Below are 21,662 nucleotides of genomic sequence, written 5' to 3'. Positions count from 1 at the left end.
GATGGCTTCAGATAATCTGGTCACTATCACCATTAACGATAAATCCCTGCGCCAGAGCCTCAGTGCGCTGGAGCTGGCAGCGACAGACCTCACGCCAGCGATGCGTAAAATCGCCGGGACTCTCCTGGCGGAAACGCTGCTGAACTTCGAAGATGAAGGTCGTCCGGCCTGGACACCTTCGCTGGCCGCACAGGAGCGGGACGGCATGACGCTGCAGGACAAGGGGAATGCCGGTGGCCTGAAAGGGAGTATTTCCACCGATTATGACGCCAGCCATGCGATGCTCGGTACCAACAAAGTGTATGGCCCGATTCACCAGTTCGGTGGCGAGGCCGGGCGTAATCATTCCGTGGAGCTGGAAGCCCGCCCTTATCTGCCGCTGACCGGCGACGGTGAGCTGCAGCCGGAGGCTGAAACCTCGGTTCTGGATACGATTGTCCGGCATCTTGAATCAGCGGCCCACCGTTGAATTTAACCCTCCGGGGCGGGTGATTTACCGCGTTACCCGCTCCGGAGCCTTTATAAAGGTTTACAGCCCCCTCGTTTACCGCTTTAATCGTCTCTGTTTCCCTTCACTGCGTTTCTCCTCTCTGTTATTTTCTAAAGCAGATTAAAAGCGCCATTGTGTGCTTTTCCGCAGACTGTCCCCGACAACGTAACGCGGGACAGCAAAATGTCAGCCATTCATATTTTTAAAGCCGGTACCCATACCGATATGCACGGCACGAAACTGCCGTTCACGCAGAGCGACCTCGCCGCCTGCGTCAAAGCCTATGACCCATCCGTCCACGAAGCCCCCCTCGTCATTGGTCACCCGAAAACCGAAGACCCGGCATGGGGCTGGGTGAAATCCCTGTCGCTTAATGGTTCCGACCTGAATGCCGAGCCGGGTCAGGTTGACCCACAGTTTGCCGAAATGGTCGGCGACGGGCGCTTCAAGAAGGTTTCTGCCTCGTTTTATCTCCCTGACTCACCGAATAACCCGAAGCCGGGTGTGCTTTACCTGCGCCATGTCGGTTTTCTGGGCGCACAACCGCCTTCCATTAAGGGGCTGAAGCAGGTCTCGTTTGGCGAGAAAGAAGAAGGCGTCGTCGAGTTTGCCGACTGGAGCGATATCACCAACGCCTCGTTGTGGAGCCGTCTGCGTGATTTCCTGATTGCCCGGTTCGGGATTGATGAGACCGACAAAATCATCCCGTCGTGGCAGCTGGATTCACTGCGTGATGAGGCTTATCGCGATGAACCAGTCAAAACCCCCGATTTCAGTGAACGTAATCCATCCCCTCAAAAAGAGAGTAACGCAATGACCGAAGACGAAATCAAAGCGCTGCAGGCGGAAAACACCCGTCTGAAAGCCGAAGCGACCCAGCGGGAAGCGCTGGAAGCGAAGAACAAGCTGGATAAGTTGCACGCGGACAACGTTTCCTTTGCCGAGAAGCTGGTCGGTGCTGGCCGTCTGACTCCTGCAGCAAAGCCGGTTGTGGTCGCCATTCTTGATGCGGTAGCCGGTGGAGACAAACCGGTTGAGTTTGCCGAAGGCGATACCCGCACCCCACTGGCAACGGCGTTTAAGACGCTGCTGGACGGCACCGCCCCTGTGCTGAATTTCGGTGAACATGCGACCAAAGACCGCGTGGACACAGATACCAAAACGACTTCAGCGGAGTTTGCTGAAGCCGACCCGGACCGTCTGGCGCTGCATCAGAAAGCGCTGGACCTGTCGAAAAAAGAAGGCATCAGCTACGACGCTGCTGTCTCCCGCTGCCTGTAATTAAGGAGAGAACATGTCTGATTATTTAAAGGGTAAGCGCGTCGTTGATCCGGTGCTGACCAGCATCGCACGCGGTTATAAAAATGCGGCCTTCATCGGCGAGCGCATCTTCCCGATTGTTGAGACCGATAAAGAAGGTGTGACAGTACCTACCTTCGGCAAAACGGCATTCGTTGAGTTCGAAACCCAGCGAGCCGTGGGGGCAGACAGTAACGTTCTGGTGCGTGAGAAAACCGGGAGCCTTGACCTGGTACTGAATGAACACGATCTGGCCGCGCCGGTGGACTATCGCGAAAAAGCCGAGTCAATGTTCAACGAAGAATCCAAGGCCATTCGCCGCGTAACGAATGGCGTCAACCTGAAGCGCGAGCTGTATGCCGCCCGCCTGGCTCAGGATCCGAAAGTCTATGTACAGGGGAGCGTCAAGGCCTTAGCAGCAGCTGAGCGTTGGGTTGGCGGTAAAGGTGATCCGATTGGTGTCATTGAAGCCGGTATCGAAGCAGTGCGTAACAAAACCGGCCTGCGTCCGAACCTGATGACTATGGGAGCCAGCGTCATGGCGCTGCTGAAGTTCCACCCGGCGATTCAGGCGGCGATTGGCGCTAACGAACGTAAGCGGATCACCCTCGAAATTCTGAAAGACCTTTTCCAGGTGGAAGACGTGGTGGTCGGCGAACCGGTATCCATGGCCTCCATGAAAGATGCGCAGGATAAGGACAAAACGCCGTCCGATATCTGGGCCGACAACCTGATGCTGCATTACGTCGGTAAGCCCCAGCCAGGAACCACCAGTGCAGATGAAAACGAACCGTCGTTCGGCTACACCCTGCGCCGTAAAGGCATGCCAGTTGCCGATAAGTACGACGGCGCAGGCGGCAAGGTGAATTACTGCCGTTATACCGATATCTACAAAGTTGCCGTGGTCGGTGGCGATGCCGGGTATCTCATCAGCAACATCGTGAAATAAGGAGAGGATCATGGGTGCAACTCAACAGGTCATTCTGACCACATCGGTGACGGCGTTTGCCGCCCTGACGCAACAGCGCTTTGTCGGGGCCGATAATGCCCCCTGCAAGGCTGGTGCTGTCGCGCTCGGCGTAGCGGAAGTCGATGCCGCCGCCGGTGATATTGTGCCGGTGAACGTTCTCGGCATCATTGTCGTGGAAGCCGGTGCGGCAGTGACCAAAGGGCAGAACGTCCAGTCGGATGCGAACGCCTGCGCCGTTCCTCAGGTTCCCGCAGCCGGAGATACTCCGGCAGGCATATCCGCCGGGATTGCGCTGGATGAAGCGCTGGCAGCCGGTGACGCCATCCGCATTCTGCGCGGGGTGTGACATGTACTGCACGCTTTCCGATTTGCTGGAGCAGATGCCGGAGCGGACGCTCATCGAACTGACCAATGAGACGGTGGGGTTTGATGAGCAACCTCCGGTCAACGCGACCGTGGTCGAGAGCTGCATCCGCTACGCCGGTGAACTGATAGATGCCCACCTGCGTGGGCGCTATACCCTGCCGCTGGCGGAGGTGCCGACCGTTCTGCGGGATATTGCTGTCACGCTGACCCGTTATCGTCTGTATGCCCGCCGTCCGGAAGGCGCTATCCCTGATACCGTCAAGGACGACAACAAAGCAGCCTGCCGTCAGCTGGAAGCCATCCGTGACCAAAAACTCACGCTGGGGCTGCAGTCCACTCAGAAGGATGTACCGGAGTCCGGGGAAATCCGGGCACGGTCACGCCGCCCCACCTTTGGCGGGCGCGATGGTTTACTGGAGAAATACTGATGAACGTTCTGCCCGTTATTGATGCGGTTGTTGTCCGCCTGAAGGAGAAACTCCCGACGCTGGCGGTGGAGTATTTCCCGGAGAAACCGGCGGAATACCGCCTGAACCATCCGAAGGGAGCCTTGCTGGTGAGCTACGCCGGGTCGCGCTTCGACAAACCCAACGATATTGGCGCGGTGATCCAGCCCCAGACAATCCAGCTCTGTGTCACGGTGATCTTTCGTCAACTTAACGGTAAGCAGGGGGCGGTGGATGTGCTGGACGTGGTGCGCCGCATCCTCGGTGGATACACCCCGCCGAACTGCCGCCGCCGCATCTGGCTGACCCGTGAAGTGTTTATCGGTGAAGTTAAGGGGCTGTGGCAGTACGCGCTCGACTTTGCGACGGAGAGCGTCTTTATCGAAGACAGCGATTTACCGTCCGGCCCACTGTTAACCGAAGTGAACTACGAGGAGCGCGAGTGATGAAAGCACAAGCGACGAAAAATTACCGCTATTCCGGCCCGGCCAGTGGCGTCACGCTGTCGGACGGAACCGAAATCCTGCTCTGGCCGGGGAAAACAGTCTCCCTGCCGGAGGAGCATGATTATGTGAAGGTACTGGTGGCGCTGAAACATCTGTCACCAGAAGCCGAAGAGACGCCGCCCGCCAGCCCACCGGAGACTATCCCGGTGAAACGCCGCAACGGTAACGACACTGATACGAAAGCGGAGGACACCCATGTCAGCTAACTATCTGCACGGCGTTGAAACCATTGAGGTGGAGAACGGTGCCCGCCCGGTTAAAACGGTAAAATCTGCCGTTATCGGGCTGATTGGTACCGCCCCTATGGGCAGCATCAACACCCTGGTACAGTGCCTGTCCGAGAAGGATGCCGCCGCGTTTGGCAGCCAGCTTACCGGCTTCACCATTCCGCAGGCGCTGGACGCTATCTACGACCACGGCGCGGGCACGGTGCTGGTGATTAACGTCCTTGACCCGGCTACCCATAAAACCGCTGTGGCCGATGAAGTGGTAACGTTTGACAAAACCACCGGCAAAGCAACGCTCGCTAACCCTGTCGTCGCACAGCTGGTTCTGAAACCCGAGGGCGATGGCCAGCCTTACGCTGAAGGTGAGGACTATGTGCTTGATGCGCAGACCGGCGTGCTGACGAACCTCGGGAAAAGCATCGCACCGGGTGCCAAAGTGAAAGCCAGCTATAACTACGCTGACCCGACGAAGGTCACGGCAGCGGATATCATCGGTGCTGTCAATGCGGCGGGCAACCGTACCGGCATGAAGCTGCTGAACGACAGTTTCAATCTGTTCGGCTACTTCGCCAAAATCCTGATTGCCCCGGTGTTCTGTACCCAGAACAGCGTCTCGGTGGAGCTTATCGCCATGGCTGAAAAGCTGGGCGCAGTGGCCTACATCGACGCGCCGATTGGGACCACCTTTACGCAGGCGCTTGCGGGTCGTGGCCCGGTGGGTACCATCAACTTTAATACCAGTTCAGACCGTGTCCGTCTGTGCTATCCGCACGTTAAGGTGTACGACGCGGCCACCAACAGCGAACGGCTGGAGCCACTGAGCCAGCGTGCTGCGGGTCTGCGTGCCAAAGTCGACCTGGACAAGGGCTACTGGTGGTCGTCCTCCAACCAGGAAATTATGGGTATCACCGGTGTGGAGCGCCAGCTGTCAGCCATGATTGACGACCCGCAGAGCGAGGTGAATCTGCTCAACGAACAGGGCATCACGACGGTCTTCAGCAGCTACGGCAGCGGCCTGCGTCTGTGGGGCAACCGGACGGCGGCATGGCCAACGGTCACCCATATGCGCAACTTTGAGAACGTTCGTCGCACCGGTGATGTGATCAACGAGTCCCTGCGTTACTTCAGCCAGCAGTACATCGACATGCCGATTACCCAGGCGCTGATTGATGCGCTGACGGAATCGGTCAACGCCTACGGGCGCAAGATGATTGGCGACGGTGCGCTGCTGGGCTTTAAATGCTGGTTTGATCCGGCCCGTAACGAAGAGACGGAGCTTGCCGCCGGTCACCTGCTGCTGAGCTACAAATACACGCCACCGCCGCCGCTGGAGCGACTGACGTTTGAGACCGAAATCACTTCGGAATACCTGTTAACCCTGAAGGGGAATAGCTGATGGCTAAGATTGAGATTAACCGCATCACCAATGCCAACATCTATCTGGATGGCGCTAACCTGCTGGGCCGGGCCGAAGAGGTCAAACTTCCCGACGTCTCCATGACCATGCAGGAGCATAAAGCGTTGGGTATGGTGGGTAAGGTGGAACTCCCGGCAGGCTTCGATAAGTTGGAGGGTGAGATTAAGTGGAACAGCTTCTACCGCGATGCGATGCTGTCTGCCGCTAACCCGTATAAGTCGCTGGCGCTGCAGTGCCGCTCCAGCGTTCAGCGCTACAGCTCTCAGGGCCTGATTGATGAAGTGCCGCTGGTGACGTTCCTGACCATCATGTTCAAGAAGAACCCGCTGGGTACCTTCAAACAGCACGAGAACGCCGAGTTCTCCAGTAGCTTTACCTGCACGTACATCAAACAGGTGATGGATGGCGAAGAGCTGTTGGAGCTGGATTATCTGGCCAATATCTTCCGCGTCGGTGGCGTTGACCAGTTGACCGACTACCGCATTAATATTGGCGGATAGCTATATTTCAGGGGGCCGCATGGCTCCCTTTCTTCTTAACCCCCTTTAATATCCTCTCTTTCCTCAACTGGACATACTGCTCTGAAACCACACAGGAGCATGAACATGTCACAGGAACAACCCGAAGTATTCATCCCAGCCTATCCATTCACTACCGCTGCCGGGACGCGCATTGAGCGCATTGAACTCAAGCGTCTGACCGTTAAGGATCTGAAGAAGGCCCGAAAAATCTCTAAAGACCCGGACGACTGGGATGAGTCACTGATTGCCCGCAGTTCCGGCTTCCTGCCGGAGGACATGGACAATATGGATCTGGCTGATTATCTGGAGCTGCAGAAACGATTTCAGAAAATCACGGGGCTGGGTAAGATCGCCAACGCCATTGACGAAGGCGCAGGGGCTACTGGCGAGGTGGTTCCGGTTCCAGCCGGGGGAAATTGACGCTCTCGATATTGACGATCTGGAAATGTGGCTGGAACAGGCTGAAGAACAGATCGCCAGCGAGTACGGCGACAAATCGTAGTATGAGCAGCCGCCAGTGGTGGCTGTTCTGCATTATCCCCTCACATATTTTCATTCAACCCAGAGGTTAACCACTATGTCGGGGCAGTTTTCAGTCGGCGTTGTTATCGGTGGGATGATTGGCAGCACCTTCCGTTCTGCAATGAGCGGTACTCGTCGTGCCCTGGACTCGCTTAATGATACCTCCCGCCGTCTGCAGGAGCGGCAGGATAATCTGACGCAAAAAATAGCGCGGTACGGCCACCTTGGCACCTCCTCCATGCAGAACCTGAACAATGCACTGCAACGGGTTGGCCGGACAATGGAGCAGGTTGAGCGTCAGCAGCGCCGGTTGTCGGCTGCATCCGCTACCAGTGATGCACTGAAGGCCAACCGCATGGCGCTCTATGGTCAGGGTGCAGAAACTTACGCTATCGGCAGAACGCTGGGCGCTCCTGTCATGGCATCCGTCAAACAATATGCCTCGTTTGAATCCCAGTTGCGCGATATCAGCGTCACCGGAGATCTGGATGCAAAGCAGGAACGAGCGATAGGTCAGGCCATCAGGCAGGCTTCTCTGAAGGTTAACCAGCTACAGGAATCCCTGATGGGAGGAGTAGGCCAACTGGTTGCTGATGGTATGGCACCGGAGCAGGCTGCTACGTTTGCCGGGATGCTGGGTAAAGCGGCCACCGCGACAAAAGCCGATATGACTGACCTGGCAAAAATGACCTATGCCTTCAGTGATGCCCTCAAAATTACCGATGCCAAAGAGCTGGAACAGGCATTTGGTATCGCAGCGACAGGGGCCAAGCTCGGCTCGTTTGAACTGAAGGATATGGCTAAAGCACTACCCGGCATGGCAAAAGCCTTTGCGGCCCGTGGTATTTACGGTAAAGACGCCATAACCCAAATTGTCGCCAGTCTGGAAGTAGGTAAAGGCAGCGGTTCAGCAGAAGAAGCCGTCACTAATATGTCCAACTGGCTGGCGGCGATGGGACGCGGAGATACTACGCAGAAATACGCCAAGGCAGGTGTGGATTACCAAGGGTCAATGCAAAATTATGTAGCCCAGGGTCTCTCTCAATATGAAGCATCTCTCATGATTGCCAACCGATTTATTGACGGTAAAGGCAAGGCATTCGTGCAGCAATGGAAAGCCGCAGGCTCTAGAGGCGATCAGGAGGGCCAGCAGAAGCTGATGGAGTCCTTCGGACTAGCGGAAGTATTCACCGATATTCAAACAGTCAACCATCTGCTGTCGATGCGTCAGGGCTGGGATAAATACCAGTCTAACAAGCAGGAAATGAATACTCCTTCTGCAATGTCTACGTTGGACAAGGATGCAGCGAAACAGAATGATACGCTCGAAGGGCGTTGGCGCAGAACGCAGATTGGCTTTAACGACGCGGCTATCAGCATCGGTGAATCATTACGCCCGGCGTTGATCCAACTGGGAGAAACGTTCATCCGATTAATGAACAGCGTCGGTAAGTGGATTGCAGCCAACCCGCAACTCGTGAGCGGTACGATTCAAGTAATAGGCGCATTGCTCGCGTTTAAGATGGCCACCATCGGCCTCAAGCTGGGGTTGAACCTGCTGATTTCCCCCTTTGTGAACGTCTGGAAAAATGTCATTTTGCTGCGTGCCAACTGGCTACGTCTTACGCTGGCGCTGGGGGAAGGCGGTAAGCTCCGCTGGCTGGTGACTGGCTTCAGCTCAGTTGCTAAAGGGGCCGGAACGCTGGGGCGTGTACTGGCTGGCAGCCTTGTTCGCGGCATCATGCTCGTCGGACGGGCTGTTCTCTGGATGGGGCGGGCGCTGCTGATGAATCCCATTGGTCTCGCTATAACCGCCGTCGCGGCAGCAGCTTACCTTATTTATCGCAACTGGGGAGCGGTCAGCGGCTGGTTTAAACAGCGCTGGACTGACATTAAAACGGCGTTTAATGGCGGTATCGTGGGGATTGGCAAGCTGCTGATGAACTGGTCTCCGGTTGGCCTGCTGTACAAAGCCTTCGCCGCCGCCCTGAAATATCTGGGCGTTGACCTGCCAGCAAAGTTCACCGACTTCGGCAGCAACCTTATCGACGGGCTGATTAACGGCATCAAAAACAAGTGGGACTCGCTCAAAACTACCGTCACCGACATGGGCGACAACGTCGGCGGCTGGTTTAAAGAAAAACTGGGTATCCATTCGCCGAGCCGGGTGTTTATGGGATTCGGTGACAACATCGCGCAGGGTGCCGCCATTGGCCTGCAGCGAACCACTCCGCTTGCGGCGTTGGCCGGACAGCGGCTGGCCGAAGAGATGACCCCGGACGTCCCCCGCCTTCCGTCACCAGAGATTATGGCCGCAGGGTATAGCGGACGTGGAGCTGGTGCTGCTGCCGGTGGCGGTGGAGCTGGCGGCATTCATGTGGATTTTAACCCCCAGTTCTACCTTAACGGCAAAGAGACGCCGACACCTGCCGGGTTAACCGGTGCGCTGAATATGAGCGTGCACGAACTGGAGAAAATGCTGGAGCGCCTGCTGGCCCAGCAACAACGCCGGAGGTACAGCTGATGTTTGCGGTTCTGGGCGATATTGAGTTTGAGCTGATTACCTACTGGGACGGCTTCGAAGCGACGTTCGGCGTCGATTATGCCGAGCATCCCCGCATCGAAGGGAAACCCGGCCTGCAGTTCATCGGCGACAAGCTGGACGAAATCCAGATAAGCCTGGTCTTTCACCAGCATTATTGCGTGCCCGACGTCGAGCTGGCCCGCCTCAGAACGGCAATGAAAGCCCATCAGGCGCTGGCGCTGGTCTTTGGCAATGGTGACTATCGCGGCTGGTTCGTGATTACCGACGCGAACGCGACCAGCGAACAGACTGACAGCACCGGCAACGTGCTGGCGGTCAACGCCACCGTATCGCTACGGGAGTACATCGGCGACCCTAAAAACCCCCTGAAGCCACCTGCCATCCGCACGCAGGTGCCGGGCACCAGCGCGGTGTCTTCTGCGGCTCCATCGCCTTCCGGTGTGGCGCAGTTTGTCCGGGACGGCGTCAACTACGCAAAACAGGCGCAATCGGCGCTCCAGACCACCATGAGCGCGGTGCGGATTGCGGAGAAAATGAAAGATAACCCGACCGTGGCGCTGACCCGCGTGCCGGGTCTGATGAGCGGGCTGGGAAATATCTCCGGGTCACTGGGGAGCAGTATCCCGGCGTTTAATGCGCTGGCCGAGTCCATGCCGGAGGCCGTCAGTCTGGCCCGTGCCACCAGCGAGGCCGCTGCGTATGTTCAGCAAGCGCAGTCTTCGTTGAACGGTGTCGACGGAAGAAATATTGCGGCGGCGCTGGATGCGGTTTCTGGTCAACTGAACTCCGCCAGTACCACCTTTACTCGCATGTCGCCGGGATTAAGCACCATGGCAGCCAGAATTATGGCGAGGAGTGTCTGATGTTCCTTAAGCATGTCACCCGTAACGGGGAGCGCTGGGACTCGCTTGCATGGCAGTACTACGGCGACCCCATGGGCTACCCCCGGATTATTGCCGCTAACCCGCACGTGGCCATCACGCCGGTGCTTCCCTCCGGGCTGCTGTTGCTTATCCCGGTGATTGAGGCTGAAGAAGCCACAACAGAAGAGGATACCCCGCCATGGCTGAGGTAAGCAGCACGCAGACATCGTCTGCCCCGGGCGGCGTCAGCGATGTGCTGTCGCCGGTGTTCACCCTGTGGTATCTGAAAAAGAATATCACCAGCGATATCACCCCATACGTCACCCGCATTACGTACAGCGATAACATCAAAAATGAGTCCGACACCATCGAGGTGGAGCTGGATGATACCGATGGTCGCTGGCTGGATGCGTGGTATCCGGGCAAAGGCGACACGCTGACCCTGAAGGTGGGCTACCAGGGGGAGAGGCTGCTGTCCTGCGGTACCTTCTCCATTGACGAGATAGAGGTCAGTTCGCCCGCGTCCGTGGTCTCCATCCGGGGCGTGGCCACCTCGGTCAACAGCGCATTACGGACGAAATCAAACCGGGGCTTTGAGCGTACCACGCTGGCGGCCATCGCCGGGCGCATTGCCAAAAAGCATCAACTGAAACTGGTGGGCAGCATCGAGGCTATCAAAATTGACCGGGTGACGCAGTACGCCGAGACCGACGTGGCCTTTCTGCACCGGCTCGCCAGCGAGTACGGCTATGCGGTGAAGATTGTCAGCGACCAGCTGATATTTTCGCATCTGGCCACACTTCGTAGCCAGGAGCCAGTTAAGCAGCTGAAGCCACAGGACGTGGCTCGCTACTCGCTGCGCGATACCATCAATCGGGTCTACAAATCCGCCAGGGTCAAGCACCAGAAGAGCAGCACGAAAAAGCTGATTGTGTATGAGGCTGACGGCGGCACCAGTGAGAGCAGCAAGCAAACCAAAGACGGCAAGGTCACCAGCGCCGACCGTCTTCAGGTCAACAGCCGCGTCAGTGACCCGGACAGCGCCCGCATTAAGGCAGATTCCGCGCTGGCCCGTCACAATGAATATCAGCAGAGCGGCTCCCTGACCCTCATGGGAGAGTCCCAGCTGATAGCGGGTAATAAAATTGAGCTGTCCGGATTTGGTCAGTTGTCCGGGCCGTGGCTGATAACCACCGCCCGCCACATCCTCGACCGCAGCAGCGGCTACGTGACCGAGCTGGACGTGGCGCGGGGGCCAGTGACGCGGGGTAAGGCGAAGAAAGGTAACAAAACCGGCAAGACCCAGACGCTCACCGTCTACAAGCCTGACGGCAGCACATCCACGGTAATAAAGGAGAAGAAAAAATGACAGGCGTAACCCTGCAGACCGGTACCGTCAGCGCCGTCGATGCTGCTGGCGTGAAAGCCCGCGTCCGGCTGCCCGAGTGCGACAACATGCGCACCAACTGGCTGGACGTCCTGCAGCGCAACACCCAGAACAACAAAGACTACTGGCTCCCGGATGTGGGGGAACAGGTCAAGGTGCTGCTGGACGAAAATGGCGAAGATGGCGTGATCCTCGGCGCGGTCTATTCAGACGTTGATAAACCCTCATTCAGTGACAAGGGCGTTCGCGGGACAACATTCAGCGACGGGGCCGAGTTCAGCTACCACCGGGGCACTCATACGCTCACCATCCGGGGCGGCGTGGAGCATATTGCGGTTGAGTGCCTGACCAAAGTGACGGTCAAAGCACAGAACGCGGTCATTGATGCGAAGGAAACCGAAATCCCCGGTAATCTGACCGTTGGCGGGAAGACCGTTCTCAACGGTGGGCTGGAAGCCTCCGGCGGTAAAGGTGCTGCGGCCCGCATCACCGGCAATCTGGAGATTGAAGGCAGCGCCCACGCCACCGGCAGCATCACTTCGGACCAGTAATACTGGCAACCAGTCCCGCACATCTTCTTAAACGCCTTTAATATCGGCTATCCCTTCCGGGGGCAATACTGCCCCCATGAAAACGACCTCAGTATTCTGGCAACCGGCCCTGCAGGCCCCCGGCGAAATCGTCCAGGGGCTGGATGATATCTGGCAGGCCATTCAAATAATTCTGCGCACACCTCGCGGCAGCGACCCGCACCGCCCGGAGTTCGGTAGCAATCTGCACCTTTATATCGACTGGCCCGTTGAGCGTGCCATTCCGCACGTCGTGCGCGAGTCCGTCGATGCCATTCGTCGCTGGGAGCCTCGCTGCCAGCTGACGTCGGTTAAACCCGCCGTTGACGGTGAACATCTTACGCTCCGGGTGAGCTGGAAAGGCTCGGACGGACAACCCCGGACTCAGGAACTGCTATGGCGCTGACAGAACCCGATTTTATTGAACGCGATGCCGACAAAATCACGGCAGAAATGATTGCGAAGTATGAGGCTGATACCGGCAAGACGCTGTATCCGGCGCAGGCCGAACGTCTGCTGATTGACCTGTGGGCTTATCGCGAAATGCTGGTCAGGGTGGCGGCGCAGGAAGCCGCCAAGCAGAATCTGGTCGCCTTTGCCCGTGAGCCGATGATTGATTACCTCGGTGAGCTGGTTGGCGTGTACCGTCTGGCCGCGCAGCCTGCATCCACTCCTCTCCAGTTCGCTGTCGACGAAGCGATGGCGATGGATGTACTGATACCTGCAGGCACCCGCGTCAGCGCCTCCGACAGCGTTATTTTCGCCACCGACACGGACGTGGTGCTGAAGGCGGGTCTGCTGCTGGTCAACGTCACGGCGACCTGTACCGAACCCGGTGATGCCGGTAACGGCTGGCAACCTGCTCAGGTCAGCCAACTGCTCGATGAGATTGACAGCGTCGACCTGCAGGTCACCAACCTGTCCGCCAGTTCCGGCGGTTCAGAGCAGGAAGACAATGACCGGCTGCGTGAGCGCATCAGGCTGGCCCCGGAGTCCTTCACCAACGCCGGTAGCCGTGGCGCATACCGTTTTCATGCCATGGGAGCACATCCCAGCATTGTCGACGTCGCCGTTCTCTCCCCGGTGCCCGGTACCGTTGAGCTGTATCCGCTGCTCAGTACCGGCCTGCCGGACAACAGCATCCTCACGCTGGTCGAGAGCTTCTGCTCGGATGAGAAAGTCCGACCGCTCACCGATACCGTTCATGCCAGAAAGCCCGTCCAGGTGGACTACGCCATCGACGCCCGCATCACGGTTTATCGCGGTCAGGACGTCAATTCGATAAAAGACGCCGCAAATAATGCCATTCAGCGCTGGGTGGCGGCCCGTCGGGCAAAGCTGGGGCTGGATATCGTGCCAGGGCAGATTAACGCCGTGCTGTCCGTTGATGGGGTGTATCAGGTTGAGCTGCCCGGTCTGGCGCTGGTTGTGGTGGCGGAAAACGAGTGGGCCAACTGTACCTCCATCAACATCACCATGACGGGGGTTGCCGATGGCTGAGCCGCTGCAGCTTCCACCGCCGCTTGAGGGGGATATCAGCCTCAGAACGCTGGGCAGACTGGCCGGGCGCCTGGACAACATTAACCTGGAAGCCCTGATGGTGTACCTGGTGGATATCGTCGACAGCTCCGCGCTGCCGTGGCTGGGGGAGCAGTTCTCGCTGTTCGGTGATGGCTGGGAGCTGGCAGAAGCGGATGACGTGCGACGCGCCCTGATTAAATCGGCCATCGAGCTGCACCGCTACAAGGGGACGCCGTGGTCAATTCGGGAAATCATCCGCCGCTTTGGTTTTGGCGAGGTCGACCTGATTGAGGGGACCGGTCAAATCGGCTACGACGGCAGACACACGTACAACGGTAACTATGTTCACGGTGACGCCGAGGCATGGGCTGTTTACCGCGTTATCCTCCGGCAGCCCATCACTAACGACCAGGCGTCAATGCTGCGACAGACCCTCGCCGCGTTCGCTCCGGCCCGCTGTCACCTTGCCAGTCTGGAATATCAGTCTGTCGCAATTCGCTACAACAACACCGTCAACTATGACGGCAGCTATAACCACGGGAGCAGTTAATTATGGCAAACCTACCTGAAACCCCACATTGGGAAGACGGCATCTACCAGATTGAGGTCTCTGACCCCGTACTGGGCGGGCCTGACGGAATTTCTAACCGTCAGGCGAAGCAACTGGCCAAACGAACGTCGTACCTGAAACAACAGGTCGAGAGCGGTGATAAGAATTTGGCAGATCATATTGCTGCGCCGAACCCGCACACCCAGTATGCACCAAAGGAAAGCCCGGCGCTGAGCGGTACACCTACCGCGCCTACGCCAACCAAAACGGATAACAGCACCAAACTGGCCACTACCGGGCATGTTAAAAACGTAGTCGCCGATTATGCTCCGCTGGCCAGTCCGGCATTAACTGGCAAACCGACAGCACCAACCGCTGCGCAGGCGTCCAATGATACGCAACTGGCCACCACGGCATTTGTTAAAGCAGCACTTGCTGCACTGGTTGCCTCTTCCCCTGAAGCGCTTGATACGCTGAATGAACTGGCGGCGGCTTTGGGTAACGATCCGAACTTTGCCACCACCATGACGAACGCTCTGGCGGGTAAGCAGCCGCTTGATAACACGTTGACCGCATTGTCTGGAAAATCAGTTTCGGCCCTTCTCGAATACCTTGGTTTAGTACCAGGCATTATTTTGCCTGAAGGTTACAACATTCCCGCTCATATCGTGAACACTCCAGGGATTGTTTACAGCGCTCAGTTTCCGGGGACATACACAAATGAACCTGCGTTTGGTGGTGAGTGGTTTGATGTTTACGCAGCAAAACATGTCAGCGATGCTTGCACGTTAATTGCTGTCAGCCGCACGGGAAAAATTGCCACCGGCTCATACAGTGCGAATACTTTCTCGGGATGGAATTACTCCCTTAATTCGTCAAATACAACTCAGGCGGGTCGGGATTTAATTGGCAAAGAAAGCAAAACGGAAATGGTGAAATATCTGGGTTTAGACACTATTCCGGGGTGCTTGCTGAATATTAAAACCATCACAACATCGGGTATGTACACGCCAACGGCAGGAACAAAATCAATCATTGTTGAGGCTGTTGGGGGCGGTGGAGCCAGTGGAAACCTCACCGCTACCGGAACCACTCAAAATGCCATCAGCGCAGCTGGTTCAAACGGTGCATACGCAAAAGCCCGTTATACCAGCGGATTTTCATCCGTCAGTGTAACAGTCGGAGCCGGTGGCACTGTAAATGGCGCTGGCGGTGGTAACGGTGGCGACGGCGGAACCACATCATTTGGTTCTTTGCTGGTTTGCCCTGCTGGTAAAGGTTCGGGAGTGGGCACAGCAAAAGCTCCGCCATTCAATGAAGGGGCTGCTCAACCATCCTCGTCGCCATCAGGGACAGGTATCATCATCTCCCGAAATGGACCATTTTCCTCATGGCCAACTGTTGTTGCACTTGGCATGGGCAGCAATTTTGCAAACTCGATTATTTCGCCACTGGCCGGATATGGATTGGGTGGTGATGGAGTCGCATCGAATGCTTCCGAGCCTGCCAGAAATGGCAATCCCGGTAGTTCGGGCGTGGTCATTGTATGGGAGTATTCATAATGTCTGGTACTTACGCTGTAGTTGATAATGATGTAGTGACTAATCTCGTCATATGGGACGGGGAGTCAGAATGGAGTCCTGAAACGGGTACTGCGGTACTGGTGAACGGCGCGTGTGGTATTGGCTGGCGTTACGATGGCAAAACATTCATAGCGCCAGTCTCAAAGCCTGAAACCCTTACTCGTCCGGAGGAACAGGCCAGTTAACATCCGGGGCGCTGGAGGTATCTACCGCTTCCAGTGCATCGAGGTAGTCAAGCCACAGATTATACTGCACCAGTTCGTCGCCTTTCAGCCGACCAATTGCCGCCTTACCGGGCCATTGTTTGCTGTTCATAAAATCGTTGGCGGCATCTGTTCGTCGCTGGCGATCAGCCTCAGCAATCTGAATTAATTCTTCTTTTGTAGGCGGTGGAATATCAGCCCATGCTGGCATTCCATTCACACTCGACAGAATTTTTCCTTGCGGCCATACACCGCCGAACTCCTCTCTTACGTCATCACTTACCGCAACCGCATCTGATAAATCCCAGCCAGCGTCGATATATTCCTGCATCAGAGTATCGGGGAAAAATGCCAGGTTTGCGGGAGACCATAAAAATTCCATAATTAACGCCCTATTGAATATACCGTTACACTCAGTGAGCTGGATGTATATGTGCTGGTTGCCAGAAATGAAGTGAGATCGTTATTTGATGCGCTGACAAATGGACTCGCAGCAACGTTAATAGTACGACTTTCGACGTTAGCCCATGATCCAATAACTGTTGCTGTAAAGGGGATTAAATAGTTTGCAGATACTGTCGCTCCGGTAGTTCCTGATGCCGCAGGAACGGTTATCCTCTTCCATTGCAGCATCCAGTTCTGCGGAAATCGTACATAGCCCCCATTCAGTTCATTCTGAAATTCAAAACTGTTCATATCTGGTAACTGATTTGCTGCTGTTCCAACCCCCCGTTTCGCCGCTTCTCCCAATTGAAGGTTTTTGGAAAAGCAGTTACACATAGCGAAATCTGCAAGAATCCTCCCACCATGATGTAAAGGAGGAAAATTGATGGCCGTTATTGGTTATATCCGCGTATCAACAATCGACCAGAACAGCGATTTACAGCGTAATGCACTCATAAGCGCAAACTGTGACCGAATTTTTGAAGACCGTATGAGCGGAAAAGTTGCCAGTCGCCCTGGTCTTAAGCGCGCTTTAAAGTGCGTTAATAGCGGAGACACCTTAGTAGTGTGGAAACTAGACAGGCTGGGACGCAGCGTTAAGAATCTGATCGCACTCATATCAGAGTTACATGAACGCGGTGCCCACTTCCGCTCTTTAACAGACAGTATTGATACCAGCACCGCCATGGGGCGCTTCTTTTTCCACGTGATGTCGGCATTGGCGGAGATGGAGCGCGAGCTAATTGTCGAACGGACACTGGCCGGGCTGGCAGCCGCCAGAGCACAAGGACGCATCGGTGGAAGGCCCAACGCATTAAAGCCGCATGAGCGGGAACAGATTGCACGTCTATTGGTTAAGGGGCATACCCGCCAGCAACTGGCCATTATCTACGGTGTGGGGTTATCGACGCTGTACCGGTACTTTCCGGTAGATGGTCAGAGGAAGAATGACGCGGTAGGATTGTAATTCTTTTTCAAATAATGAAACGCCGCAGCGATGCCATTTATCTCACGGAAATGGGCGCATTTATCGCGCGGCGCATCACCCATCATCGCAGCGGCGTTAAAGACATTACGCCAGCCAATAATACCGCCCAAAAAACTGCCCAGCGGCGCGGCGATCACTAATGCGATGGAGACCGCGCCAAAAATTACCGACAGCGCTTTCGGCACGGTACGCGCGGGAACCAGTCGCATGGTCAGCGACGCCGACATCGCCCAGAATCCGCCCAGTGCCAGCCCAAGACAAGCGCGGCCCAGCAATAGCAGCGTAAAGCTGTTAGCAAAGGAAACCATTAAACAAGAAGCAGTCAGCAAAACGGCGAACAGAATAACGATATAACGTCTGTCGGTCGCCTGAATAATTTGGGTAATAAACAGGCTGGAAAACATCGCGACAAACGCCGTAACGGTGACTGACTGACCGGCGACCCCCTCGGAAATCCCCAGATCCTGCGCCATCGGCGTCAACAGACTAACGGGCAAAAACTCAACGGTAATCAGGCAGGCGACACAAAACGCCACGGCAAAAACGGCTGACCAGTTAGGCCTGGCAACCTCATCTGCGCGGGTTGTTTCTGTGAGATTTTCATTCATTGTTATTACCTGCGTGTTTTATTGCGGAAAAGCCACGCAGTGTAACATTACAAAATGTGATCTGATTAACGTTTTAGCAACTATTTACCAATGACGGCTTTCGCCTGCTCCTTATCACCCATCGTGCTATCAATGCAGCCAGTGGACACCCTCTTCTGGCTGAAAAAAGGCGTTATAGCGCAGTTGAAACGCGTTGATCTCCTGCATATTGGGTTCCATTTCGCGCAAAAAGCCCAGCGCCAGCCGTACCTGTGTATCGGTGATCGGCGCAGCTAAACGCGCTTTTTGCAGCAACCGATGCCACCGCTGCAAATTCTGATCGCCGCCATCGACAATCACGATTTGCCAGATCAGTAACACCTGAGCGGCATTTTGCAGATGCGACTCATCAGGGCGATGCAGATACTGTAAAAACTCACCGCCCGCCGTTTTACCCATCTGATCAATCATCGATTCTATCGGCACTACATCAATATTCAGACGTTCGCTCAGGCGGCGAATCGCCCGGCGGGTATCCGATGTCAGCACCCGAAAACCCACAATAAACACCACCACAAACGTGGCCAGAATCAACCAAATCATGCGCACATCCGTCACCAAACAGGATGCCCATCATAACGGTAAATTTATAACTGTCGACGTTCTGGCCTGTCAGGATGTGATTTATTAACGCCTGTCTTCATTTACGCCAGACGCCGGATGTCCTGTCTGACGAACGCAAGGCATAAAAAAGCCCGGCGTTAAGCCGGGCAAAACGTTACCAAATGCACACATTTAAGCGATATTGACTTGCTGAATTTTTTTCTCACGGCGGATTTTGCGCTCTTCCATCACGGCGACCATCGCCATCAGGCAGATACAGCCGATCGCGGCGGCGTCCAGCGCGGCGAAGGTGCCCGCCCAGCCGGTCAGACCAAAAACGGGGGTACCGTCGGCAATCATGCCCAGACCCAGCTTGGCAAAGCTATCGCCGATAAGATAAGCGAAGGTTCCCTTGATACCGTCCGCAGCGCCGATGGCTTTTTTCGGTACGAAACCGACTGCCGCCACGCCAATTAATAGCTGCGGCCCAAACACCAGGAAACCGAGCGCGAACAGCGAGGCCAGATAGACATACTGGTTGCTGGCGTGCTGGTAGACGCCGAGGGTGGCGATGATTAACGCCAGCGCCACACAGGCTACCAGCGCACGACGACCGTTCGCCAGGTCAGAGAGCCAGCCCCACAGCAACGTGCCGACCAGCGCGCCCACTTCGAACAGGGTAAAGCCCTGAATCGCCACCTCTTTAGAAAGTTTCAGTTCCTGGAAGGCGTAGACGGTTGACCACTGGTCGATACCAATACGCACCACATACAGGAAGATATTGGAGAAGCACAGCAGCCAGATCACTTTGTTTTTCAATACATATTCAACAAAGATCTGCCACTTGGTCATTTCGTTTTCTTCAGTCTCTTTATCCTCTTCGCTGATCTCTTCGCCGAACAGTTCTTCAGCTTTACCCAGACCGTAAGACTCCGGGGAGTCGCTGCCAAAACGCAGACCGATAAAGCCAACAATCAGCGCGATAATCGACGGGAAGATAAACATGCCGATGACGTGACCGTCGAACAGGTAGTTGGCGCCGAACAGCGCCACGCCTGCCGCGCCCGCGCCGCCGAGGTTGTGGGAGATATTCCAGAAGCCGAGAAAGGTGCCGCGTTTACGACGCGGAGTCCATTTGGTGATGGTCGAGTAGCTGCACGATCCTCCGGTACTCTGGAAGAAACCGCTCAGGGCATAGAAAGCGATCATCAGAAACAGACTGGTTGACCCCGCGCCCATACTGGCGCTGAAGCCGAGCATACAGATAGCGGAGAGGATCAACATAAACGGTAGAAACTGCTTGGTATTTTTACCGTCAGCGTAGTAGGAAACCAGCGTTTTCCCCACGCCGTAGGTGATCGAGAAGCCCAGGCCAATCATCCCCAGCTCGGTCATGCTCAACCCGTAGGTAGAGATCATGTCGTTCTGCGCGATGTTAAAGTTTTTGCGGATCAGGTACATGGTCAGGTAGCCGATAAAAACCACCAGATAGGACTGCATGAACGGCTTGAACCACATTTTACGCCGCACATCGAGCGGCAGATCCAGGGTCGGCTTGCGCACCTGGTTTAAGAAGGCCAGCATGGATTACTCCTGAGCTAATTTTTATACCTGCGAATGGCAGGCATTGTAAAAATCCACAGGAAAAGTGGCCTGCGACAGCGTCCAGGCAAAACCGGGAAAATTTCTTAGTTTTGCCCCATTCAGCGCAAAAAGGTGAGGTGCATCACGCTTCGCTGGTCTCGCGTGGGGCCTGGGCGTTCAGAAATGGCAGCAGCAATAGCGCGGAGATCCCCGCCGCGATGGCGATGACCGCAAAAAAACCGGTCCAGTGCCAGATCTCCAGCACTTTCGCTAACGGCCAGCCGGAAAGCGACGCGCCGAGATAGGCGAACAGGCCGACAAAACCGGTGGCCGCGCCCGCCGCCTCTTTATGCGAGCACTCCGCCGCCGCCATGCCAATGAGCATCTGCGGGCCGAAAACAAAGAAACCGGTGGTGAAGAAACAGGCCGCCTGCATCACGTAACTGGCGAACGGCATCAGCCACAGCGAACCCACAGAGAGCAGAATCCCGGCGGCGAAGATTAAATTCATCGGTCCGCGGTTGCCGTTGAAGAGTTTGTCCGAGCCCCAGCCCGCCACCAGCGCGCCGATAAATCCCCCCAGCTCAAACATCGATACTGCCGTGTTGGCCGTGACCAAATCTACGCCCAGCGTCTCGGACATATACAGGTTGCCCCAGTCATTGATCGCCGCGCGCACCACGTACACTAAGACGTAACACAGCGAAAGCAGCCAGATATAGGGATTCAACAGCACATATTTAGCGAGGATTTCTTTGCGGCTTAGCCCCGCGCCCTCTTGCTGTTGGGCTACCTCCAGCGCATCGTGCCGCCAGTCGCCTACCGGCGGTAAACCAATCGCCTGCGGACGGTCGCGCAGCCGCCAGCAGAGGACCATGCCCACCCCGATGGCAAGCAATCCGGCCACCATCATCCCGACGCGCCAGCCATAATGCAGGGCGACAGCGGCCATAACGAGAGGGATCAGCGCCCCGCCGACATTGTGCGCGGTATTCCATAACGCCCACCAGCCGCCGCGCTCGGTACGCGAGTACCAGGCGGTCAGCAAACGGGCGCAAACCGGCGATCCAAACCCCTGGAAAAAGGCGTTCAACGCCCATAGCAGAGCAAAGACCCACAGCGAGGTCGAGAAGCCGAACAGAATATTCACTACGCCGGTCGCAATCAGCCCGATGCCCATAAAATAGCGAGCGTTAGAGCGATCGCTAACGATGCCGGAGACAAATTTCGACACCCCGTAGGTGATGTAAAACAGCGTCGCCAGCAGGCCGATATCGCTGCGACTCAGAATGCCGCTGGCAAGGATTTCCGGCGCGGCGGCGTTAAAGCTTTTACGGGTGAAATAGAACAGCGCGTAACCCAACCAAATGGTGATCAGGATATGCCGCCGCCAGTAGCGATAGCGGGCGTCAACCTCGTGCTTATCGGTGATGAGCGGCGCGTTGGCCGGGGCTTTTAAAAACGAAAGCAT

At 56.2% G+C, this 21,662-nt stretch carries 23 protein-coding genes and 2 pseudogenes; 20 read left to right on the top strand and 5 right to left on the bottom strand.

The features are described 5' to 3' along the window. The first annotated feature begins 1 nt into the window (after window position 1). From AC3G3F_RS09375 to AC3G3F_RS09285, 19 genes and pseudogenes are all read left to right on the top strand, one after another. The gene (locus AC3G3F_RS09375; RefSeq protein ID WP_488394868.1) at window positions 2–469 is read left to right on the top strand and encodes a phage virion morphogenesis protein; all 468 of its coding nucleotides are present in this window, start codon (window positions 2–4) and stop codon (window positions 467–469) included. Between the two features lie 204 nt (window positions 470–673). Next, a complete protein-coding gene (locus AC3G3F_RS09370; protein ID WP_115454730.1) occupies window positions 674–1,771 on the top strand; it encodes a peptidase in 1,098 nt (365 codons plus the stop codon). Between the two features lie 13 nt (window positions 1,772–1,784). Further along, complete coding sequence (locus AC3G3F_RS09365; RefSeq protein WP_057069209.1) at window positions 1,785–2,738, top strand: major capsid protein; 954 nt, start codon at window positions 1,785–1,787, stop codon at window positions 2,736–2,738. A 10-nt stretch (window positions 2,739–2,748) separates the two neighbouring features. Next, entirely contained in the window at window positions 2,749–3,105 is a 357-nt protein-coding gene (locus AC3G3F_RS09360) for a DUF2190 family protein (RefSeq protein WP_115454729.1), read from the top strand. A 1-nt stretch (window position 3,106) separates the two neighbouring features. Next, the gene (locus tag AC3G3F_RS09355; protein ID WP_057069213.1) at window positions 3,107–3,553 is read left to right on the top strand and encodes a gp436 family protein; all 447 of its coding nucleotides are present in this window, start codon (window positions 3,107–3,109) and stop codon (window positions 3,551–3,553) included. Beyond that, window positions 3,553–4,017, top strand: coding sequence for a Gp37 family protein (locus tag AC3G3F_RS09350; protein ID WP_200028361.1), 465 nt, complete (start codon window positions 3,553–3,555; stop codon window positions 4,015–4,017). Before AC3G3F_RS09355 ends, AC3G3F_RS09350 begins: the two co-directional genes overlap by 1 nt. After that, the gene (locus AC3G3F_RS09345; RefSeq protein WP_488394988.1) at window positions 4,017–4,283 is read left to right on the top strand and encodes a hypothetical protein; all 267 of its coding nucleotides are present in this window, start codon (window positions 4,017–4,019) and stop codon (window positions 4,281–4,283) included. Before AC3G3F_RS09350 ends, AC3G3F_RS09345 begins: the two co-directional genes overlap by 1 nt. Next, window positions 4,273–5,700 (top strand): phage tail sheath subtilisin-like domain-containing protein, encoded by a 1,428-nt coding sequence (locus AC3G3F_RS09340; RefSeq protein WP_488394864.1) that lies wholly within the window; start codon window positions 4,273–4,275, stop codon window positions 5,698–5,700. The genes AC3G3F_RS09345 and AC3G3F_RS09340 overlap by 11 nt, the downstream gene beginning before the upstream one ends. After that, window positions 5,697–6,221 (top strand): phage major tail tube protein, encoded by a 525-nt coding sequence (locus AC3G3F_RS09335; RefSeq protein ID WP_181562160.1) that lies wholly within the window; start codon window positions 5,697–5,699, stop codon window positions 6,219–6,221. The genes AC3G3F_RS09340 and AC3G3F_RS09335 overlap by 4 nt, the downstream gene beginning before the upstream one ends. A gap of 105 nt (window positions 6,222–6,326) precedes the next feature. Beyond that, the gene (locus tag AC3G3F_RS09330; protein ID WP_488394862.1) at window positions 6,327–6,662 is read left to right on the top strand and encodes a phage tail assembly protein; all 336 of its coding nucleotides are present in this window, start codon (window positions 6,327–6,329) and stop codon (window positions 6,660–6,662) included. A gap of 157 nt (window positions 6,663–6,819) precedes the next feature. Beyond that, the gene (locus AC3G3F_RS09325) at window positions 6,820–9,288 is read left to right on the top strand and encodes a phage tail tape measure protein (protein WP_488394860.1); all 2,469 of its coding nucleotides are present in this window, start codon (window positions 6,820–6,822) and stop codon (window positions 9,286–9,288) included. Continuing rightward, a complete protein-coding gene (locus AC3G3F_RS09320) occupies window positions 9,288–10,172 on the top strand; it encodes a phage tail protein (RefSeq protein WP_488394858.1) in 885 nt (294 codons plus the stop codon). Before AC3G3F_RS09325 ends, AC3G3F_RS09320 begins: the two co-directional genes overlap by 1 nt. Beyond that, on the top strand, window positions 10,172–10,384 hold the full coding sequence (locus tag AC3G3F_RS09315) for a tail protein X (RefSeq protein WP_181562007.1): 213 nt from the start codon (window positions 10,172–10,174) through the stop codon (window positions 10,382–10,384). Before AC3G3F_RS09320 ends, AC3G3F_RS09315 begins: the two co-directional genes overlap by 1 nt. Further along, a complete protein-coding gene (locus AC3G3F_RS09310; RefSeq protein ID WP_488394856.1) occupies window positions 10,372–11,541 on the top strand; it encodes a phage late control D family protein in 1,170 nt (389 codons plus the stop codon). The genes AC3G3F_RS09315 and AC3G3F_RS09310 overlap by 13 nt, the downstream gene beginning before the upstream one ends. Then, window positions 11,538–12,110 (top strand): phage baseplate assembly protein V, encoded by a 573-nt coding sequence (locus AC3G3F_RS09305; RefSeq protein ID WP_488394854.1) that lies wholly within the window; start codon window positions 11,538–11,540, stop codon window positions 12,108–12,110. The genes AC3G3F_RS09310 and AC3G3F_RS09305 overlap by 4 nt, the downstream gene beginning before the upstream one ends. A gap of 76 nt (window positions 12,111–12,186) precedes the next feature. Further along, window positions 12,187–12,534 (top strand): GPW/gp25 family protein, encoded by a 348-nt coding sequence (locus AC3G3F_RS09300; protein ID WP_057069066.1) that lies wholly within the window; start codon window positions 12,187–12,189, stop codon window positions 12,532–12,534. Continuing rightward, window positions 12,525–13,628: a baseplate assembly protein gene (locus AC3G3F_RS09295; RefSeq protein ID WP_488394852.1), complete on the top strand. Its 1,104-nt coding sequence runs from the start codon at window positions 12,525–12,527 to the stop codon at window positions 13,626–13,628. The genes AC3G3F_RS09300 and AC3G3F_RS09295 overlap by 10 nt, the downstream gene beginning before the upstream one ends. After that, a complete protein-coding gene (locus tag AC3G3F_RS09290; protein ID WP_488394850.1) occupies window positions 13,621–14,199 on the top strand; it encodes a phage tail protein I in 579 nt (192 codons plus the stop codon). Before AC3G3F_RS09295 ends, AC3G3F_RS09290 begins: the two co-directional genes overlap by 8 nt. A gap of 185 nt (window positions 14,200–14,384) precedes the next feature. Further along, a pseudogene (locus tag AC3G3F_RS09285) lies at window positions 14,385–14,819 on the top strand (phage tail protein); the annotation flags it as partial. A gap of 1,119 nt (window positions 14,820–15,938) precedes the next feature. Here the strand turns inward: AC3G3F_RS09285 and AC3G3F_RS09280 are convergent. Beyond that, entirely contained in the window at window positions 15,939–16,370 is a 432-nt protein-coding gene (locus tag AC3G3F_RS09280; protein WP_488394986.1) for a tail fiber assembly protein, read from the bottom strand. 444 nt (window positions 16,371–16,814) lie between these two features. On the opposite strand from AC3G3F_RS09280, the gene AC3G3F_RS09275 reads away from it, so the two are divergent. Then, window positions 16,815–17,396, top strand: coding sequence for a recombinase family protein (locus tag AC3G3F_RS09275; protein ID WP_057069777.1), 582 nt, complete (start codon window positions 16,815–16,817; stop codon window positions 17,394–17,396). A 77-nt stretch (window positions 17,397–17,473) separates the two neighbouring features. Here AC3G3F_RS09275 and AC3G3F_RS09270 read toward each other — a convergent pair. The 4 genes and pseudogenes from AC3G3F_RS09270 to uhpC all read right to left on the bottom strand — a co-directional run. Beyond that, a pseudogene (locus tag AC3G3F_RS09270) lies at window positions 17,474–18,025 on the bottom strand (MFS transporter); the annotation flags it as partial. A 129-nt stretch (window positions 18,026–18,154) separates the two neighbouring features. Beyond that, window positions 18,155–18,607 carry a DUF1198 domain-containing protein gene (locus AC3G3F_RS09265; RefSeq protein ID WP_023247252.1) on the bottom strand — a complete coding sequence of 151 codons (453 nt, stop codon included), beginning with the start codon at window positions 18,605–18,607 and terminating at the stop codon, window positions 18,155–18,157. Between the two features lie 192 nt (window positions 18,608–18,799). Next, complete coding sequence (uhpT, locus tag AC3G3F_RS09260) at window positions 18,800–20,191, bottom strand: hexose-6-phosphate:phosphate antiporter UhpT (protein ID WP_000879181.1); 1,392 nt, start codon at window positions 20,189–20,191, stop codon at window positions 18,800–18,802. 142 nt (window positions 20,192–20,333) lie between these two features. Next, the gene (gene uhpC, locus AC3G3F_RS09255; protein WP_488394847.1) at window positions 20,334–21,662 is read right to left on the bottom strand and encodes an MFS transporter family glucose-6-phosphate receptor UhpC; all 1,329 of its coding nucleotides are present in this window, start codon (window positions 21,660–21,662) and stop codon (window positions 20,334–20,336) included.

This window comes from Salmonella sp. FC25216, from assembly GCF_057751355.1.
This window is presented reverse-complemented; position numbering and strand designations above follow the sequence as displayed.

Coding starts and splice junctions, on each gene's coding strand:
- AC3G3F_RS09360 (WP_115454729.1), top strand. CDS start 2,749: ATGGGTGCAACTCAACAGGTCATTCTGACCACATCGGTGACGGCGTTT.
- uhpT (WP_000879181.1), bottom strand. CDS start 20,191: ATGCTGGCCTTCTTAAACCAGGTGCGCAAGCCGACCCTGGATCTGCCG.
- AC3G3F_RS09365 (WP_057069209.1), top strand. CDS start 1,785: ATGTCTGATTATTTAAAGGGTAAGCGCGTCGTTGATCCGGTGCTGACC.
- AC3G3F_RS09315 (WP_181562007.1), top strand. CDS start 10,172: ATGTTCCTTAAGCATGTCACCCGTAACGGGGAGCGCTGGGACTCGCTT.
- AC3G3F_RS09330 (WP_488394862.1), top strand. CDS start 6,327: ATGTCACAGGAACAACCCGAAGTATTCATCCCAGCCTATCCATTCACT.
- AC3G3F_RS09310 (WP_488394856.1), top strand. CDS start 10,372: ATGGCTGAGGTAAGCAGCACGCAGACATCGTCTGCCCCGGGCGGCGTC.
- AC3G3F_RS09295 (WP_488394852.1), top strand. CDS start 12,525: ATGGCGCTGACAGAACCCGATTTTATTGAACGCGATGCCGACAAAATC.
- AC3G3F_RS09265 (WP_023247252.1), bottom strand. CDS start 18,607: ATGATTTGGTTGATTCTGGCCACGTTTGTGGTGGTGTTTATTGTGGGT.
- AC3G3F_RS09305 (WP_488394854.1), top strand. CDS start 11,538: ATGACAGGCGTAACCCTGCAGACCGGTACCGTCAGCGCCGTCGATGCT.
- AC3G3F_RS09355 (WP_057069213.1), top strand. CDS start 3,107: ATGTACTGCACGCTTTCCGATTTGCTGGAGCAGATGCCGGAGCGGACG.
- AC3G3F_RS09275 (WP_057069777.1), top strand. CDS start 16,815: ATGGCCGTTATTGGTTATATCCGCGTATCAACAATCGACCAGAACAGC.
- AC3G3F_RS09350 (WP_200028361.1), top strand. CDS start 3,553: ATGAACGTTCTGCCCGTTATTGATGCGGTTGTTGTCCGCCTGAAGGAG.
- uhpC (WP_488394847.1), bottom strand. CDS start 21,662: ATGCTTTCGTTTTTAAAAGCCCCGGCCAACGCGCCGCTCATCACCGAT.
- AC3G3F_RS09300 (WP_057069066.1), top strand. CDS start 12,187: ATGAAAACGACCTCAGTATTCTGGCAACCGGCCCTGCAGGCCCCCGGC.
- AC3G3F_RS09345 (WP_488394988.1), top strand. CDS start 4,017: ATGAAAGCACAAGCGACGAAAAATTACCGCTATTCCGGCCCGGCCAGT.
- AC3G3F_RS09325 (WP_488394860.1), top strand. CDS start 6,820: ATGTCGGGGCAGTTTTCAGTCGGCGTTGTTATCGGTGGGATGATTGGC.
- AC3G3F_RS09290 (WP_488394850.1), top strand. CDS start 13,621: ATGGCTGAGCCGCTGCAGCTTCCACCGCCGCTTGAGGGGGATATCAGC.
- AC3G3F_RS09375 (WP_488394868.1), top strand. CDS start 2: ATGGCTTCAGATAATCTGGTCACTATCACCATTAACGATAAATCCCTG.
- AC3G3F_RS09370 (WP_115454730.1), top strand. CDS start 674: ATGTCAGCCATTCATATTTTTAAAGCCGGTACCCATACCGATATGCAC.
- AC3G3F_RS09340 (WP_488394864.1), top strand. CDS start 4,273: ATGTCAGCTAACTATCTGCACGGCGTTGAAACCATTGAGGTGGAGAAC.
- AC3G3F_RS09320 (WP_488394858.1), top strand. CDS start 9,288: ATGTTTGCGGTTCTGGGCGATATTGAGTTTGAGCTGATTACCTACTGG.